Origin of the sequence: Stenotrophomonas sp. AS012628, assembly GCF_010608305.1 — a bacterium.
Lineage (GTDB): Bacteria > Pseudomonadota > Gammaproteobacteria > Xanthomonadales > Xanthomonadaceae > Stenotrophomonas > Stenotrophomonas geniculata.
The window spans coordinates 37405-53190 of record NZ_VMBJ01000015.1 but is presented as its reverse complement, the minus strand read 5'-3'; the positions used below and the strand labels follow the sequence as shown (position 1 = coordinate 53190).

The window sequence follows — 15786 nt, the reverse complement described above, 5'->3', positions numbered from 1 at the left end:
CGGCGGATCGGGAGGCGTTACAGCTCCTCGACCACCACGTTGCGGTTGGTGTAGATGCAGATGTCGCCGGCAATGCCAATGGCTTCGCTGGCGATGGTGCGCGCATCCAGTTCGGTGTGCGCCATCAGCGCGCGCGCGGCCGACAGCGCATAGGAACCGCCGGAACCGATGGCGATGATGCCGTCCTCCGGTTCGATCACATCGCCGGTGCCGCTGATGATCAGCGAGGTTTCCTTGTCGGCCACTGCCAGCAGGGCCTCGAGCTTGCCCAGGCGGCGCTCGGTGCGCCAATCCTTGGCCAGTTCGACCGCAGCGCGCTGCAGCTGGCCGTGCTTTTCCAGCTTGGCCTCGAACAGCTCGAACAGGGTGAAGGCATCGGCGGCGGCACCGGCGAAGCCGGCCAGCACCTGGCCGTCACGACCGAGGCGGCGCACCTTGCGTGCATTGCCCTTCATCACGGTGTGGCCCAGCGTGACCTGGCCGTCGCCGGCAATGGCCACGTGCTCGCCGCGACGGACGCAGACGATGGTGGTGGCGTGGAAAACGTTGGGATTCTGACTGGGGTCCATGCGGCCTCCGATAGCTGTTCCCGGGACATGGGGACAGCGCCGGGTGCGATCAAGCCTGTGCGGATGGCTGCCGTTCAGCGCTTGGCTTGCGAAGGCCGATCCGGATTGGGCTCGATGCCCCAGGCGATATACCAGTCTTCGCCCTGCGTCTCGATCGGATGCTGGGTGCGACCGGAGCCATTGCCGCAGGCCAGTGCGTCAGCTGCGCAGTAGCGGTCGCAGCCCCAGCAGATGCGCTCGGGATGCTTCGGATGCAGCGGAATGGGCTTCGCCATGGTGGCGGGTTCCTCGTGGCCTGCGGCCACGATGCGCCGGTAGCGCCCGCCCTGCCCTGATCCAGATCAAGGGCGGGCTATTCAGCCGTGTCGCCCTTGTTGCGGCGCTTCGCGCGTGGATGCGCGGCGTCGTAGACCTTGGCCAGGTGCTGGAAATCGAGGTGGGTGTAGATCTGGGTGGTGGCGATGTCGGCATGGCCAAGCAGCTCCTGCACGCCACGCAGATCGCCGGATGATTCCAGGATATGGCTGGCGAAACTGTGCCGCAGCATGTGCGGGTGCACGTGCTTGAACAGGCCCTGGCGCTGCGCCAGCTGGCGGATGCGGATCTGCACCGCGCGTTGGCTGATCGGCCCGTTGCGGCCGGGAAATACCGGCGAGGCCGGTCCACCGCCACTTTCCGTGCGCCACGCCTGCAGTGCTTCGCGCGCTGGCCTGCCGAACGGCACGCGGCGCTGGCGATTGCCCTTGCCCAGCACGTTGACCAGGCCGCTGTCGAAATCCAGATCGCGCCAGGTCAGCGCGCAGACTTCGCTCAGGCGCAGGCCGGAGGAATAGAACAGTTCCAGCAGCGCGCGGTCGCGACGGCCGAGCTCGCCTTCCGGTTCCAGCTCGACCAGCTGCACGGCTTCGTCGGCGTCAAGCACCTGCGGCAACCGGCGCGGCGCACGCGGCGCCTTCAGCGTCGCCGCCGGACTGACCTCGATGCGCCCGTGCTTGAGCAGCCAGGCATAGAAGCTGCGGCAGGCGGACAAGCGGCGCTGCAGGCTCTTGGCCGACAGGCCGCGGCGGTGCTCATCGGCAACGAACTGGCGCACTGCGTCAGCATCAAGCGCCTCCACCGCTACACCACGTGGCTCGGCCCAGACCGACAGCGCGTCCAGGTCGCGGCGGTAGGCATCGAGCGTATGCGCCGACATCCGCCGTTCCACCTGCAGGTGCTGCAGGAAGGCCTGTACCGCGCTCATCGTCGTGTCCTGCTCAGCCCGGGAAGCGCTTCAGGCCGGCGACCAACGCATCGCCCATCATGCGCAGGAACAGCGTGCCCATGCCCGGATAGAAGCGGTTCGGATCGTGGCTGCCGACCGCAATCAGGCCCACGCCCGGCAGCGGCAGCAGCGCCGTGGTCTGCACTTCCTCGCTGCGCACGCCATACAGCACGGCATTCTTTTCCGGCTGCAGGCGGCCGCAGATCGGCTCGCCATCCTTCAGGCAGTCGCGGAACGGGCCCAGCTGCGGATCATCGGCGGCAATCACCTGCAGCCAGTCGGCCTGCTCCAGCCCGGCCACCGGCCTGTGCACCACCAGCCGTACCAGGTCGCCGGCGAAATCTTCCTGCAGCGAGGCAGCCATAGCACGCAGGGTATCGGCGGCGTTGTCCTGCTTCATCAGCGCCAGGGTCAGCTGATGCGTGCGCACTGCCAGGCGTTCATTGATCTGGGCGGTTGCGCCCAGATCGGCCAACCGTCGTGCCAGCTCGCGGTTCTTCTCGCGCAGCACTTCCAGCTGGTAGCTGGCCAGCGACGCGGTCGGACCGTCATCACGCGGCACCACCAGGGTCAGGGCCAGGTCCGGGAACTGCTTGAGGAAGCCCGGATGACGCCGCAACCAGGCAGCGACTTCATGGGCCCCGAGCTTGTCGACGGTTTCGGTCATGCGATCCACTCCCCTTCGAAGACGAATGCGGTCGGGCCGGCCATCACCACCGGCTGGCCATCGCCTGGCCACTGGATGCGCAGGTCGCCACCGGGCAGGCTGATGCGCGCGTCACGCTGCAGGCGGCCACGCTGCATCAGGGTCACCGCAGCGGCACAGGCACCGCTGCCACAGGCCAGGGTTTCACCGACGCCGCGCTCATTCACACGCAGACGTGCATGCGCCGGGCCCATCACCTGTACGAAGCCCACGTTCACCGAGCGCGGGAACGACGCATGCTGCTGCAGCAGCGAACCGACGCGCTCGACCGGTGCGGCATCGATCAGGCCCACTTCAATCACCGCATGCGGATTGCCCATCGATACCGCAGCAAAGCGGACGCTCTCGCCCTGCAGCGGCAGCAGGTATTCCTCGCGCGCGTGGGCGAAGCCCATCAGCGGCACGTTGGCCGGCTCGAACGCGGGCACCCCCATGGTCACCGCGAACTGGCCCTCGCCCAGCATCTTCACTTCGTGGCTGGCCAACGGGCTGTCGATGACGAATGCACCGCCCTGCGCACTGCCCTCGCGCACCAGCCAGGCCGCGATGCAGCGCGCGCCGTTGCCGCACTGCTCGGAGTTGGAACCGTCGGCATTCCAGATGCGGTAGGACGCCACCGAGCCTTCCGCGCGCGGTGCTTCGATGGTCAGGATCTGATCGCAGCCGACGCCGGTGTGGCGGTCGGCCAGGCGCGCGGCCAGTTCAGGCGTGGGCGGCGCAGTGCCGTCACGCAGGTCGATCACTACGAAATCATTGCCCGCGCCATGCATCTTGCTGAAGCGCAGCGCCTTGGAACCGGCCTTACTCATTCCCGCCGCCCACCTTCTTCGCAGGCGCAGGCGCCGGTTGGGTGGTCGGTGCAGCCGGGTCCACGGTCGTGGCCGGCGTGCCGCTGCCCTGGGTCTCGGTCGGGGTCGCTTCGGTCGCGGGCTCGGCAACCGGTTCGACGGTTTCTTCCACCGGCACCGGCTTCTGCGGCAGTACCAGCGGGCCCTTGTTGCCGCAGGCGGCGAGGAACAGCAGCGAAGCCGCTGCCAGCGGAATCAGGATGGCGTTTCGATGGGGGGTCTTCATGCCCCGAGTATAGCCACTGGCGGCTGAGCGGTTGGTGCAGGGGATCGGGTTGCCGGCCAGCGGCCGGCACCACAGCAGGGGTTCAATCCGCGGGCGGCGGCAGCGGCCGGGTCCACAGCCAGATCGCCACCACGGTCATGCTGCCGATCGAGAACCACTTCACCCAGGCGATCGGCACGCACCACAACATGATGCCGGCGCATACCGCCATGGTGATCGTGGCCATCCACTTGCCGTAGCGGCTGACTGCACCATGCGCCTGCCAGTTGGCGATGGCCGGGCCAAAGCGTGGATGCTGCAGCAGCCAGGTGTGCAGGCGCTCGGAGCCGCGCGAGGCGGCCCACGCCGAGATCAGGATGAATACGGTGGTCGGCAGGCCCGGCACGAAGATGCCGACGATGCCGGTACCGAGGCTGACGTACGCCAGCAGCCACCACGCCCAGCGGAAACGCACCACGCGCGGTGGCGTGGTGGCGTCACGAGGGGCGGAAGGATCTGGCGCGCTCATGGCCGCAAGGATACCGGTTCAGGGTGCCAGGCAGTGCCCGGCACCCTGTCGCCATCACGGCTGGGCGATGCCCAGCTGCTGCAGCACGAACGCATACGACTCGGACAGCTCGCGGTAACGCTGGAAGCGCCCCGACTTGCCGCCGTGGCCGGCTTCCATGTTGGTGCGGAACAGGATCGGGTAGTGGCCGGTGTTGTCGTCACGCAGCTTGGCCACCCACTTGGCCGGTTCCCAGTACTGCACCTGCGAATCCCACAGGCCGGTGCCCACGAACAGCGCCGGATAGGCCTGCTGCTTCACGTTGTCATAGGGCGAGTAGGACAGCATGTAGTCGTAGTACGGCTTCTGCTCCGGATTGCCCCACTCGTCGTACTCGTTGGTGGTCAGCGGAATGGTCGGGTCGAGCATGGTGGTGACCACGTCGACGAACGGCACCTGCGCCACCATCACCCGGTAATCCTGTGGCGCCTGGTTGGCCACCGCGCCCATCAACAGGCCACCGGCGCTGCCACCGGACGCGGCGACGCGATCCTTCGCCGCCCAGCCTTGTGCCACCAGCCCTCGGGTGACGTCGATGAAGTCGTTGAAGGTGTTCTGCTTGTGCAGCAGCTTGCCGTTCTCGTACCAGTCGCGGCCCATTTCCTGGCCACCGCGGATATGGGCGATGGCATACACCACGCCACGGTCGAGCAGGCTCACCGCGGTCTGGTTGAAGTACGGATCCATCGACATGCCATAGCTGCCATAGGCGTACTGGAACAGCGCGCCCTTGCCATCCTTCTGGTAGCCCTTGCGGTAGACCAGCGACACCGGCACCTTCACGCCATCGCGCGCGGTGATCCAGACGCGATCGGTTTCGTACTTCGAGGCGTCATAGCCGATCACCGGCTGCACCTTCAGCTGGCGGCGCTCGCCGGTGGCGGTGTTCAGTTCGAACACCGTGGTCGGGGTGGTCATCGAGGTGTAGATGTAACGCAGCCACGGCGTATCGGCCTCGGTGTTGTCGCCCAGGCCCATCGAGTACGCCGGCTCGTCGGCCTTCACGTAGTCGCTGCGACCGTCCTCGAACAGCAGGCGGATGCGTTCCAGGCCCTGCGAACGTTCGGCGATGGCGGTGTAGCCATCGAACAGTTCGAAGCCTTCGATGAACACCGCATCGTCATGCGTGATCCAGTCCTTCCACTGCGCGCGCGAGGTCGCATCGGTCGGTGCGGTGACCAGCTTGAAGTTCTTCGCACCATCGTTGGTACGGATCACCCAGCGGCCGTCGTAGTGATCGGCGTCGTACTCGACATCGCGCTGGCGCGGGGCCAGTACGGTGAAGGTGGTCGGGTCGCTGGCGGGTGCATAGCGCTCTTCCGAGGACACGGTGCTGTGCACGCCGATGGTGATGAAGCGATCGTCGCGGGTGCGGCCGATGCCCATGTAGAAGCTGTCGTCCTTCTCTTCGTAGACGACGGTGTCGGCGCTGGCCGGGGTACCCAGCACGTGCTTCTTCACGCGCACGGTCAGCAGTGTTTCCGGATCGTTCTCGACATACAGCACGGTGCGGTTGTCGTCGGCCCAGACCAGGTCGCCGGAGCTGCCGGTGATCACATCGGGCAACACCTTGCCGGTGGCCAGGTCCTTGAAGCGGATCGTGTACTGGCGGCGGCCCACATCATCATCGGCCCAGGCCAGCAGCTGGTTGTCCTGGCTGACCTCCATCGAGCCGACGCTGAAGTAGCCCTTGCCAGCGGCCATCGTGTTGACGTCCAGCAGGATCTCTTCGGCCGCGTCCATGCTGCCCTTGCGGCGCGCGTGGATGGGGTAGTCCTGGCCGGTCTCGAAACGGCTGTAGTACCAGTAGCCGCGCTCGCGCGCCGGCACGCTGGAATCGTCCTGCTTGATGCGGCCGACGATCTCCTTGTACAGGGTGTCTTCCAGCGGCTTCAGCGGTGCCAGCAGCTGGTCAGCGTAGGCATTCTCGGCCTGCAGGTAGGCCAGCATGTCCTTGTTCTCGCGCTTGTCGTCGCGCAGCCAGTAATAGTCATCGTTGCGGGTCGCGCCGAACGGCGCCTTGACCACATGCGGGTGCTTGGCAGCATCCGGCGGAACGGGCGGCGTGGCGGCGGTAGCGGTCGTGGTCATCAGGCTCGCAAGCAACAGGCAGAGAGTGGATTTCATGAGATAAGGCTCCAGGCGCATCAATGCAATGGTCTTCGGCGGGGTCAGATCCCTTTTCCCGAAAAGGGATCTGACCCCAATCCCTGCAATGCGGCAACCCTGCGGATCGTCATGGGTCATGCCGACCGGCGTACCATGGGCAGATGAGTACCCTGCCCCACACGCCGGGCTACAGCCGGCGCAGCCATGAAATCGCTCCGTTCCACGTGATGTCGCTGCTGGCCCGCGCACAGGCGCTGGAACAGGCCGGCCACGATGTGATCCACCTGGAAATCGGCGAACCGGACTTCACCACGGCCGAACCGGTCGTGCGTGCCGGCCAGGCCGCATTGGCCGCCGGCCATACCCGCTACACCGCCGCACGTGGCCTGCCGGCCCTGCGCCAGGCCATCAGTGGTTTCTATCGCAGCCACTACGGGCTGGACATCGATCCCGAACGCATCCTGGTCACCCCCGGCGGCTCCGGTGCGCTGCTGCTGGCCAGCAGCCTGCTGGTCGATCCTGGTCGCCACTGGCTGCTGGCCGACCCAGGTTATCCGTGCAACCGCCACTTCCTGCGCCTGGTGGAAGGCGGTGCGCAGCTGGTGCCGGTCGGGCCGGAAACCGCCTACCAGCTGACTCCATCGCTGGTGGAACAACACTGGAACGCCGACAGCGTCGGCGCGCTGGTCGCCTCGCCGGCCAACCCGACCGGCACCGTGCTTTCCGCCGACGAACTGTCAGCCCTGTCGCAGACCCTGCACGCGCGGGGCGGCCACCTGGTGGTGGACGAGATCTATCACGGCCTGACCTACGGCCTGGATGCGCCCAGCGTGCTGCAGGTGGATGACAGCGCGTTCGTGCTGAACAGTTTTTCCAAGTACTTCGGCATGACCGGCTGGCGGCTGGGCTGGCTGGTGGCACCGCCGGCGGCCGTGCCCGATCTGGAGAAGCTGGCACAGAACCTGTACATCAGCGCGTCGAGCATCGCTCAGCATGCCGCCCTCGCCTGTTTCAGCGAGGAATCGATGGCGATCTTCGAGCAACGCCGCGAGGCGTTCCGCCAGCGCCGCGATTTCCTGCTGCCTGCACTGCGCGAACTGGGCTTCCGCATCGAAGTCGAGCCGCAGGGTGCGTTCTACCTGTACGCCGATGTGAGCGCATTCACCGACGACGCGCAGGCGTTCTGCGCGCACTTCCTGGAAACCGAGCACGTGGCATTCACCCCCGGGCTGGATTTCGGCTTCCATCGCGCCAACCAGCATGTGCGCCTGGCCTATACGCAGGAAGTGCCGCGATTGCAGGAGGCGGTGGCGCGGATCGCGCGTGGGTTGAAGAGCTGGGGCACCTGATCGCCCTGCGCGAACAGCATCCACGCATGGCGTGGATCTACTGGCTCCACGCCACGTGGATACGCGGACCCAACGAAAAACGCCGCCCGAAGGCGGCGTTTTTCATTCCGTCACTTACCGCCGAGGCGTTCCCACAGGAAGCTGTAGGCCAGCGCCGACATGTGTGCGGCCTGCGCGTTGTTGGCTGCACCGCCGTGGCCACCTTCGATGTTCTCGTAGTAGGTCACGTCCTTGCCGGCGTCGATCATCTTCGCGGCCATCTTGCGGGCGTGGCCCGGATGCACGCGATCATCGCGGGTGGAGGTGGTGAACAGCACCGGCGGGTAGTTCTTCTTCGCGTTGAACAGGTGATACGGCGAGAAGGTCTTGATGAACTCCCAGTCGCTGGTATCCGGGTTACCGTACTCGGCCATCCACGAGGCACCGGCCAGCAGATGGCTGTAGCGCTTCATGTCCAGCAGCGGCACCTGCACCACCACCGCACCGAACAGTTCCGGGTACTGGGTCAGCATGTTGCCGGTCAGCAGGCCACCGTTGCTGCCGCCCTGCACGCCCAGGTGCTTGGCGCTGGTGATCTTGCGCTTGACCAGATCGCGCGCCACCGCGGCCATGTCTTCATAGGCCTTGTGACGGTTCTGCTTCAGCGCTGCCTGGTGCCAGCGCGGGCCGTACTCGCCACCACCACGGATGTTGGCGACCACGTACACGCCGCCCTTCTCCAGCCAGGCGCGGCCCATGCCACCGGAGTAGTTCGGGGTCAGCGAGATCTCGAAACCACCGTAGCCGTACAGCAGGGTCGGGTTGGAGCCATCCAGCTTCATCGCCTTGTCGTGCACCACGAAGTACGGCACGCGGGTGCCGTCCTTGCTGGTGGCGAAGTGCTGCTCGATCACCTTGCCCTTGGCATCAAAGAAGGCCGGCATGGTCTTCAGCGTTTCCGGCGCCTGGCCGATCTCGGCCAGTGCCAGCGTGGTCGGGGTCAGGTAGTCGGTAGCGGTCAGCCACACCGCGTCGCTGTCGTTGCTGTCCACCGCGGCCACGCCCAGCGTGCCAAAGGCCGGCGCGCCGACGAAACGGCTGGTCTGCCAACCATCGGCGCCCGGGGTCAGCACCGACAGGCGGTTCTTGACGTCATCCAGCACGTTCAGCACCAGATGGCTCTTGGTCCAGGTGGCGCTGGCCAACGAGGTGGTCGCGGTCGGGGTGAACAGCACCTCGAAGTCGCGCTTGCCCGCCAGGAAGTCATCCAGCTTGGTGGCCAGCAGCGAACCGGAGGCATAGGTCTTGCCGCCCACGGTCCACGGGTCGCGCAGCTCCAGGGTCAGCCACTGCTTGTGCAGGCCCTTCTCGGCCGAGTTCGGCGCATCAATCTTGGTCAGCGTGCCGTCGTCGCCGCGCAGGTAGATCTCGTTGTTGTAGAAGGCCAGGGTGCGGCTGACCAGGTTGCGCTCGAAGCCCGGGGTGTCATCGTGCATCGCCGCGATGTACATGTCTTCCGGCTTGCCTTCGTACACGGCCGTGGCCGAGGCCATCGGCGTGCCGCGCTTCCACAGCTTGGCCACGCGCGGGTAGCCGGAGGTGGTCATCGAACCGGCACCGAAGTCGGTGTAGACGAACACCGTATCGCGATCGATCCAGCTGAGGCCGCCCTTCGACTCCGGACGGAAGAAGCCGTCCTTGATCCAGCTCTTGTTGGACAGGTCGAATTCGCGGGTGACATCGGCGTCGGCGCCACCGCGTGACAGCGCGATCAGGCAGCGGCTGTAGTCCGGACGCAGGCAGTCAGCACCGTGCCAGACCCAGTTCTCGCCTTCGGCCTTGTTCAACGCATCCAGGTCAAGCACGGTTTCCCACTGCGGCGAGGCCTTGCGGTACTCGGCCAGGGTGGTGCGGCGCCACAGGCCACGCTCGTGCTGCTGGTCCTTCCAGAAGTTGTAGTAGTAGTCGCCGATCTTCTGCACGCCGGGAATCTTGGCATCGGAGTCGAGCACCTCGCGGATGCGGGTCTCCATCTGCTTGAAGGCCGGGGTCTGCGCCAGGCGCGCCTCGGACTTGGCGTTCTGTTCCTTGACCCAGGTCAGCGGCTTGTCGCCGGTGACGTCTTCGAGCCAGGCGTAACGGTCGGTGTCTTCAGCGGCCACGGCGGTCCCCACCGAGGCAGCGGTCATCATGCCGGCCAGCAGGCAGGCGGAAGCGAGTCGTGACATTGCAGCTCCAGGCAGTCATAAGCCTTGGAACGCTAGCACGGAATGTCGCGGTCTCCCCCGTGTCGAAGGTCAGGCCGTGGCCGCGGGGCTGCGCCGGCCACGGGTCGTGCCGCCGGTGCGGCGACGGGCCTGTCCACCGGTACGCCGGGCCAGCCGCAGCCACGACAGTCCAGGCAGCGGGAAGCGCAGCAACGCCCACCAGGCCACCAGCGGCATGCCCACCAGCCACATCGGCAGCCAGCCCAGCCAGGCGTTGCTGCCGCGCGCGGCTGGCCAGACCAGCACCAGTGCCAGGCCGGCCAGCGCCACCTGCTGCACGCTGCGCAGCAGGCGTGGATCGGCGCGTTCAATGATGACGCGTTCAGTTGCAGGGCGGCGAACGGAACGTGCGTTCATGGGGCTTCTCCGGTGGACAATGCAACACAGTTTGGGCAAGGCCCTTCTCACAGGTTGCGACACCATTGACGGATCGCGTGCACACAGTCGACCATGCGCGTGCAAGCCCACTGGAGCCCGCTCCCGCATGACTTCGATCCGCCCGCTCTGCGCCGCGCTGCTGGCCCTTTCCCTGGCCGGCCCCGCCGTGGCCGCCAGTGAGCCGCCGTCGCCCCGTACCAGTGCCTCTGGTGCAGCTGCCCTGGACGCACCGATCGACCTGAAGCGCTTCATGGGCACCTGGTATGTGATCGGCCGCGTGCCGAACTTCATCGAACGTGGCCATGTCGCCAGCGTCAACGAGTACGAGCTGCGCGACGCGCACAAGGTCGGCATCACCTACCGCTACCGTGATGGCTTCGGCGAACCGCTGCAGGAAGTGCGTGCCCGCGCCAGCGTCGACCCGGACAGCGGCAACCACGGCTGGCGCACCTGGTTCTACCGCGTCGTGCCGACCCATTCGCGGGTGCTGGAAGTGGCGCCGGATTACTCGTGGGCGCTGATCGGCTACCCCGGCCGTGAGATGGCCTGGATCTTCTCGCGCACGCCGGACATGGACAAGGCGCTGTACAAGGAGCTGGCCGAACGCCTGCGCGACGAGTACGGCGTGAACACCGACAAGCTCAAGCGCGTACCGCAGCACCCGGAACAGGTCGGGAAGCTGGGCTACGAAGTGCCGAACGTGCGTTGAGAGAGCGCTCGCCGGGCATGGCCCGGCGCTACCCTGCCACGCGAACGTTCCGGTAGCGCCGGGCCATGCCCGGCGGACGCACCGATTACTTGCGGCTGTAGTGCGCGACCAGGCGGTCGCCGAGCATCTGCAGCAGCTGCACCAGGATCAGCAGCACCACCACGGTGACCAGGGCGACGTCCGTACGGTTGCGCTGGTAGCCTTCGCGCAGCGCCAGATCGCCCAGGCCCCCGGAGCCGATCGCACCACCCATGGCGGTGAAGCCGACCAGGGCCACCGTGGTGACCGTAGCGGCCGCGATCAGGCCCGGCCGGGCTTCAGGCAGCAGCACCCGGGTGACCAGCTGCCAGGTGGTGGCGCCCATCGACTGCGCCGCCTCGACCACGCCGCGGTCCACTTCGCGCAGGGCGGTTTCGACCAGGCGCGCATAGAACGGCGCCGCGCCGATCACCAGCGCCGGCAGCGTGCCGAGCACGCCGATCGACTGGCCCATCAGCCACAGCGACACCGGAATCAGCACCACCATCAGGATGATGAAGGGCACCGAACGCAGCAGGTTCACCACGATCGCCAGCACGCCGTAAGCCAGCGGCCGGCGCTTCATCTGCGGCGCACCGAACACATACAGCAGCACGCCCATCGGCAGGCCGATGGCCAGGGTGAGCGGCAGCGAGCCGGCCATCATCAGCAGCGTCTCGATGGTGGCCTTGCCGATATCCACCCATTTGTCCGCATCCAGGTGGCGGAAGAAACCTTCAGCAGTGGCGACGATCATCGACGCAGCTCCTCAACATGCACGCCGGCGGCCACGAACGCGGCCTGCGCGGCGGACTGGTCGCCGCCCACCAGGGCGACCACCAGCTGGCCATACGGGGTGTCCTTGATCCGGTCGATACGGCCGGACAGGATGTTGTAGTCGACCCCGGTCTGGCGCGCGACGCTGCCAAGCAGGGGTTCGTAGGTGTCGCCGCCGAGGAAGGTCAGGCGCACGATGCGGCCGCCGACCACGTCGAAATCGCGGTGCAGCGCGCCCTCGTCCACATGCTCCGATTCGCTGACGAAACGGCGCGTGGTCGGGTGCTGCGGGTGCAGGAACACGCGGGTGACCGGCCCGGTCTCGACCATCTGGCCGGCGTCGAGCACGGCCACGCGGTCGCACACACGGCGGATCACATCCATCTCGTGGGTGATCAGCACGATGGTCAGGCCCAGCTCGCGATTGATCTTCGACAGCAGCGACAGCACCGAGGCCGTGGTCTGCGGGTCGAGCGCACTGGTCGCCTCATCGCACAGCAGGATCTGCGGGCGGGTCGCCAGCGCGCGGGCGATGCCGACGCGCTGCTTCTGACCACCGGACAGCTGCGCCGGGTACTTCTGCGCGTGCGCCTCCAGGCCCACGGTCTGCAGCAACTCGGCCACGCGCGCGTCGATCTCCGCCTTCGGCGTGCCGGCCAGCTCCAGCGGGAAGGCGACATTGCCGGCCACCGTGCGCGAGGACAGCAGGTTGAAGTGCTGGAAGATCATGCCGATGCGCCGGCGCAGTGCGCGCAGGCCGTCCGCATCCAGTGCGGTGACATCCTCGCCACCGATCAGCAGGCGACCACCGCTGGGCTCTTCCAGGCGGTTGATCATGCGGATCAGAGTCGACTTGCCGGCGCCGGAATGGCCGATGATGCCGAAGACCTCACCGGCCTCTATGGTCAGGTCCAGCGGCTGCAGCGCGCTGACTTCGCGGCCGGCAACGGCATAGGATTTGTGCAGGCGCTGGAACTCGATCACGGGCGTGGCTCACCGGCTGGGTGACGGAAGGGGGCGTGCAGCCTACCAGCGCAGGCGGTCGCGCGCCCGCGCCATGGGCCAGAATGTTATTCCTTTTGGTTCTAAGTCGCCCGCGCCGACGCATTGGCTGGGGTTAGGGCCCCTGTGGGGACCCGACCCTGGGGTCGGATCCTGGCCCAACCGGCTCAGGGGTGATCCAGCGGCTTCGGCGGCTCCTGCCGGTTCACCCGCTCGCGGTGCAGCAGGTACAGCCCCGAAGCCACGATGATCGCCGCGCCCACCCAGGTATAGCCATCAGGCAGCTGGCCCCAGAAGGCCAGGTCCCAGCCAATCACCCAGACCAGCCCGCTGTACTCCAGCGGCGCGATCATCGAGGCCTCGCCCAGCTGGAAGGCCTTGGTCAGGGCGATCTGGCCCAGTGCCCCGGCCAGTCCCATGCCGGCGATCAGCGGGGCATGTGCCAGCTGCAGCGGCACCCAACCGGGAATGGACAGCAGCCCGGCACCGATGGCCATGATCACCAGGAACCAGACCACCATCGACTGCGAGGTATCGGTGCGGGTCAGCAGGCTGACCGTGATCGCTGCCACGGCATAGGCGGTGGCCGCAGCAAGCACCATCAGCCCCGGTACCGAGATGAAGCCATCCACGCCCGGCCGCAGCACCACCAGCACGCCCACCAGGCCGATGCCGATGGCAACCCAGCGCCGCGGCCCGACCCGTTCACCGAGCAGTGGCACCGAGAGTGCAGCGATCAACAACGGGGCGACGAAATAGATGGTGTAGGCGGTGGACAGCGGCAGGTCGCGCAGGGCGAACACGAAGCAGCCGATCATCGCCATGCCCAGCCCGCCACGCAGCAGGTGCAGGCCCCAGCGGCGCGGGATCAGCGAGCGCGGGCCGGCGCTGACCAGCACCCACACCAGCACGAACGGCAACGAGGCCGCACCACGCAGGAAAGTCACTTCCAGCGTGGGATAGCTGGCCGACAGCTGCTTCATGCCAGCGTCCATCAGCGAGAAACAGGCGACCGCCGCGACCATCCAGGCCACCGCGCGCGAAGGGGAGCGTTGCACGTTCATGGCCCATTATCGCCGACCGCGCGCCCCGCCGGGCGCCGGGCATGGGCGCCGCGATAGAATGGCGGCCACTGAATTCCGCGGAGCCACGCCCATGCCTTCCTTCGACGTCGTGTCCGAAGTCGACACCCACGAGCTGACCAACGCCATCGACCAGGCCAACCGCGAACTGGCCACCCGCTTCGACTTCAAGGGCGTGGACGCCAAGTTCGAGCGCGATGGCGATGTCATCAACCAGACTGCGCCGACCGAGTTCCAGCTCAAGCAGATGAACGACATCCTGCGTGCACGCCTGGCCGCGCGCGGCATCGATGTGCTCAGCCTGGAGTTCGGTGACATCGAGACCAACCTGGCCCAGGCCCGGCAGAAGATCACCGTCAAGCAGGGCATCGAGCAGAAGATCGCCAAGAAGATCGCGGCGGCACTGAAGGACGCCAAGCTGAAGGTGGAAAGCCAGATCAACGGCGACAAGCTGCGTGTGCAGGGCAAGAAGCGCGACGACCTGCAGGACGCCATTGCCGTACTCAAGGCCGGCAAGTTCGAGCTGCCGCTGCAGTTCAACAACTTCCGCGACTGATGCCCCCGCCGGGTCATGCCCGGCGGACTACGCGGTCAATCGCGCAGCAGCTTGTACAGCGTGGTGCGCGAGATCCCCAGCTGGCGTGCAGCCAGGCTGAGGTTGCCGTCAGCGGCCTGGGCCGCGCGGCGCGCGGCCTCACGCTGCTGGTCACGCAGCAGCGGCGCGACCGGATCTGCCGGGGTGCTCTGCTGAGTAGACCGGTGCGCCCCGCCCCGCGGCCCCTGCAGACGCTGCAGGTACACCGCACTACCCTCGCCCAACCGGACCCGATGCGCTGCGCCCGGTTGCAGCAGGCGACGCCGTTGCGCCGCACTGGCGCCAGCAAACAGCGCCTCCAGATCCAGCAGCGGCAATGGCCCCCGCCGTGGCAGGCCCAGCAGGCGCCGTGCAACGCGGTTGGCTGCACGCAGCTGGCCATCCTCCTGCACCGCCAGCAGTCCCTGCAGCGGTGACGCCAGCCAGCGCGGATCATGCTGCACGGCCAGCAGGTGCACGTCGGTGAGGCTATGGAACAAGCGATTTTCGCTGGCCAGCGCAGCCTGCCGGAAATAGCCCTGCAGCAGGGCGGGATCGCGTTCGCCAAGACCGGTGATGTCGATCACCCCACAGACCCGACCGTCGAGATCGTGCAGTGGCTCGCTCAGGCAGAACACCGGCGCGAACCGCTGCAGGTAATGTTCGTTGCCGCGTACCAGTGCAGGCACATCGTCAGCCAGGCTGACCGCCGGCGCGGTGGTGCCGATCTCCGTCTCGCCCAGCTGTCGCCCGACCTGGATCGGCCGCAGCAAGGGAGCATCTTCCAGGCCGTGGGCCTGCTGCGCGATCACCATGCCGTCGCGGTTGGCGCAGAACATCGTCCAGCCGCGCCCACCGAAGGCCGCCCAGAGCTGCTCCAGCTCCGGCTGCACGCAACGTGCCAGGCGCCGGTCGTCGGGATGCGGGAGACGCTGTCCGCCCCACAGCAGCGGCCGATAGTCCGGCTCCTGCCCCGGTTGCAGGCCCGCCGCGCGCGAACGCAGCCATGACTGCTGCAGCGGCAGCGGCAACACGCCCAATGAGCGCACATCGCCCTCGGCGAAAGCGGCACGTGCCGCCACCAACTGCTGCTGCCCGACTGTCGTGGCCATCATGGAGGCAGCGTACACCCGTCTGCGGCAACGCCACGTTACGTTCCGACAACGGAATGTTTCCGCCAGCGGTTCAAACACGGGGTCAGAGGCGTTTTCCTTTGGAAAACGGATCCGACCCCGTGCCGACCAACAGCGGCGGGAACCTGTCGAAGGCGGGGTGGGTCCGGTTGCGGGGGTGTGAGCCGCATGGATGCGGCGACCAAGCCCCCATGGGTGAGGGCGCTTTGCTCGCGAAGCACTGCTTCGCAAGCGCGCGAACGCACAGCC

Annotated in this window: 17 protein-coding genes; 3 read left to right on the top strand and 14 right to left on the bottom strand. The window is 67.1% G+C overall.

Annotated elements, in window-relative coordinates:
- Positions 1-17: 17 nt before the first annotated feature.
- The 8 genes from hslV to G5A07_RS09270 all read right to left on the bottom strand — a co-directional run bounded on the left by hslV (position 18) and on the right by G5A07_RS09270 (position 6287).
- Positions 18-569 (bottom strand): ATP-dependent protease subunit HslV, encoded by a 552-nt coding sequence (gene hslV / locus G5A07_RS09305; protein ID WP_005411093.1) that lies wholly within the window; start codon positions 567-569, stop codon positions 18-20.
- 74 nt (positions 570-643) lie between these two features.
- Positions 644-844: a DUF3079 domain-containing protein gene (locus G5A07_RS09300; protein WP_006393300.1), complete on the bottom strand. Its 201-nt coding sequence runs from the start codon at positions 842-844 to the stop codon at positions 644-646.
- Between the two features lie 77 nt (positions 845-921).
- Positions 922-1812 (bottom strand): tyrosine recombinase XerC, encoded by an 891-nt coding sequence (xerC, locus tag G5A07_RS09295; RefSeq protein ID WP_043401023.1) that lies wholly within the window; start codon positions 1810-1812, stop codon positions 922-924.
- A gap of 13 nt (positions 1813-1825) precedes the next feature.
- Entirely contained in the window at positions 1826-2500 is a 675-nt protein-coding gene (locus tag G5A07_RS09290) for a DUF484 family protein (protein WP_043401025.1), read from the bottom strand.
- A complete protein-coding gene (gene dapF, locus G5A07_RS09285; protein WP_043401027.1) occupies positions 2497-3348 on the bottom strand; it encodes a diaminopimelate epimerase in 852 nt (283 codons plus the stop codon). The genes G5A07_RS09290 and dapF overlap by 4 nt, the downstream gene beginning before the upstream one ends.
- On the bottom strand, positions 3341-3613 hold the full coding sequence (locus G5A07_RS09280; protein ID WP_019337667.1) for a lipoprotein: 273 nt from the start codon (positions 3611-3613) through the stop codon (positions 3341-3343). Before G5A07_RS09280 ends, dapF begins: the two co-directional genes overlap by 8 nt.
- 82 nt (positions 3614-3695) lie before the next feature.
- Positions 3696-4121 (bottom strand): YbaN family protein, encoded by a 426-nt coding sequence (locus G5A07_RS09275; RefSeq protein ID WP_049410994.1) that lies wholly within the window; start codon positions 4119-4121, stop codon positions 3696-3698.
- A 54-nt stretch (positions 4122-4175) separates the two neighbouring features.
- Positions 4176-6287 (bottom strand): S9 family peptidase, encoded by a 2112-nt coding sequence (locus tag G5A07_RS09270; RefSeq protein WP_191863193.1) that lies wholly within the window; start codon positions 6285-6287, stop codon positions 4176-4178.
- 143 nt (positions 6288-6430) lie between these two features.
- Between G5A07_RS09270 and G5A07_RS09265 the strand changes: the two genes are divergently transcribed.
- Positions 6431-7618 carry a pyridoxal phosphate-dependent aminotransferase gene (locus tag G5A07_RS09265; protein ID WP_057504335.1) on the top strand — a complete coding sequence of 396 codons (1188 nt, stop codon included), beginning with the start codon at positions 6431-6433 and terminating at the stop codon, positions 7616-7618.
- Positions 7619-7728: 110 nt separating this feature from the next.
- On the opposite strand, the gene G5A07_RS09260 is transcribed toward G5A07_RS09265, so the two are convergent.
- Together G5A07_RS09260 and G5A07_RS09255 are read right to left on the bottom strand one after the other, a co-directional pair.
- Positions 7729-9825: a prolyl oligopeptidase family serine peptidase gene (locus G5A07_RS09260; protein WP_019337663.1), complete on the bottom strand. Its 2097-nt coding sequence runs from the start codon at positions 9823-9825 to the stop codon at positions 7729-7731.
- 69 nt (positions 9826-9894) lie between these two features.
- Positions 9895-10221 carry a hypothetical protein gene (locus tag G5A07_RS09255; protein ID WP_053443541.1) on the bottom strand — a complete coding sequence of 109 codons (327 nt, stop codon included), beginning with the start codon at positions 10219-10221 and terminating at the stop codon, positions 9895-9897.
- Positions 10222-10348: 127 nt separating this feature from the next.
- Between G5A07_RS09255 and G5A07_RS09250 the strand changes: the two genes are divergently transcribed.
- Positions 10349-10951 (top strand): lipocalin family protein, encoded by a 603-nt coding sequence (locus tag G5A07_RS09250; protein ID WP_010481371.1) that lies wholly within the window; start codon positions 10349-10351, stop codon positions 10949-10951.
- A gap of 85 nt (positions 10952-11036) precedes the next feature.
- Here the strand turns inward: G5A07_RS09250 and G5A07_RS09245 are convergent, their stop codons facing one another.
- The 3 genes from G5A07_RS09245 to G5A07_RS09235 form a co-directional block, all read right to left on the bottom strand.
- Positions 11037-11726: a methionine ABC transporter permease gene (locus tag G5A07_RS09245; protein ID WP_049411008.1), complete on the bottom strand. Its 690-nt coding sequence runs from the start codon at positions 11724-11726 to the stop codon at positions 11037-11039.
- Positions 11723-12730, bottom strand: a complete 1008-nt coding sequence (locus G5A07_RS09240; RefSeq protein WP_010481369.1) for a methionine ABC transporter ATP-binding protein — start codon at positions 12728-12730, stop codon at positions 11723-11725. Before G5A07_RS09240 ends, G5A07_RS09245 begins: the two co-directional genes overlap by 4 nt.
- Positions 12731-12915: 185 nt before the next feature.
- Entirely contained in the window at positions 12916-13812 is an 897-nt protein-coding gene (locus tag G5A07_RS09235; RefSeq protein WP_010481368.1) for a DMT family transporter, read from the bottom strand.
- A 91-nt stretch (positions 13813-13903) separates the two neighbouring features.
- Here G5A07_RS09235 and G5A07_RS09230 point away from each other — a divergent pair, with 91 nt between their 5' ends.
- Positions 13904-14386, top strand: coding sequence for a YajQ family cyclic di-GMP-binding protein (locus G5A07_RS09230; RefSeq protein WP_006471121.1), 483 nt, complete (start codon positions 13904-13906; stop codon positions 14384-14386).
- 35 nt (positions 14387-14421) lie between these two features.
- On the opposite strand, the gene G5A07_RS09225 is transcribed toward G5A07_RS09230, so the two are convergent.
- Positions 14422-15516: a helix-turn-helix domain-containing protein gene (locus G5A07_RS09225; RefSeq protein ID WP_262405879.1), complete on the bottom strand. Its 1095-nt coding sequence runs from the start codon at positions 15514-15516 to the stop codon at positions 14422-14424.
- Positions 15517-15786: the final 270 nt, after the last annotated feature.

What these genes read in the sequence shown, in the direction of transcription:
- hslV (WP_005411093.1), bottom strand. Translation starts at nt 569, where the DNA reads ATGGACCCCAGTCAGAATCCCAACGTTTTCCACGCCACCACCATCGTC.
- G5A07_RS09300 (WP_006393300.1), bottom strand. Translation starts at nt 844, where the DNA reads ATGGCGAAGCCCATTCCGCTGCATCCGAAGCATCCCGAGCGCATCTGC.
- xerC (WP_043401023.1), bottom strand. Translation starts at nt 1,812, where the DNA reads ATGAGCGCGGTACAGGCCTTCCTGCAGCACCTGCAGGTGGAACGGCGG.
- G5A07_RS09290 (WP_043401025.1), bottom strand. Translation starts at nt 2,500, where the DNA reads ATGACCGAAACCGTCGACAAGCTCGGGGCCCATGAAGTCGCTGCCTGG.
- dapF (WP_043401027.1), bottom strand. Translation starts at nt 3,348, where the DNA reads ATGAGTAAGGCCGGTTCCAAGGCGCTGCGCTTCAGCAAGATGCATGGC.
- G5A07_RS09280 (WP_019337667.1), bottom strand. Translation starts at nt 3,613, where the DNA reads ATGAAGACCCCCCATCGAAACGCCATCCTGATTCCGCTGGCAGCGGCT.
- G5A07_RS09275 (WP_049410994.1), bottom strand. Translation starts at nt 4,121, where the DNA reads ATGAGCGCGCCAGATCCTTCCGCCCCTCGTGACGCCACCACGCCACCG.
- G5A07_RS09270 (WP_191863193.1), bottom strand. Translation starts at nt 6,287, where the DNA reads ATGAAATCCACTCTCTGCCTGTTGCTTGCGAGCCTGATGACCACGACC.
- G5A07_RS09265 (WP_057504335.1), top strand. Translation starts at nt 6,431, where the DNA reads ATGAGTACCCTGCCCCACACGCCGGGCTACAGCCGGCGCAGCCATGAA.
- G5A07_RS09260 (WP_019337663.1), bottom strand. Translation starts at nt 9,825, where the DNA reads ATGTCACGACTCGCTTCCGCCTGCCTGCTGGCCGGCATGATGACCGCT.
- G5A07_RS09255 (WP_053443541.1), bottom strand. Translation starts at nt 10,221, where the DNA reads ATGAACGCACGTTCCGTTCGCCGCCCTGCAACTGAACGCGTCATCATT.
- G5A07_RS09250 (WP_010481371.1), top strand. Translation starts at nt 10,349, where the DNA reads ATGACTTCGATCCGCCCGCTCTGCGCCGCGCTGCTGGCCCTTTCCCTG.
- G5A07_RS09245 (WP_049411008.1), bottom strand. Translation starts at nt 11,726, where the DNA reads ATGATCGTCGCCACTGCTGAAGGTTTCTTCCGCCACCTGGATGCGGAC.
- G5A07_RS09235 (WP_010481368.1), bottom strand. Translation starts at nt 13,812, where the DNA reads ATGAACGTGCAACGCTCCCCTTCGCGCGCGGTGGCCTGGATGGTCGCG.
- G5A07_RS09230 (WP_006471121.1), top strand. Translation starts at nt 13,904, where the DNA reads ATGCCTTCCTTCGACGTCGTGTCCGAAGTCGACACCCACGAGCTGACC.
- G5A07_RS09225 (WP_262405879.1), bottom strand. Translation starts at nt 15,516, where the DNA reads ATGGCCACGACAGTCGGGCAGCAGCAGTTGGTGGCGGCACGTGCCGCT.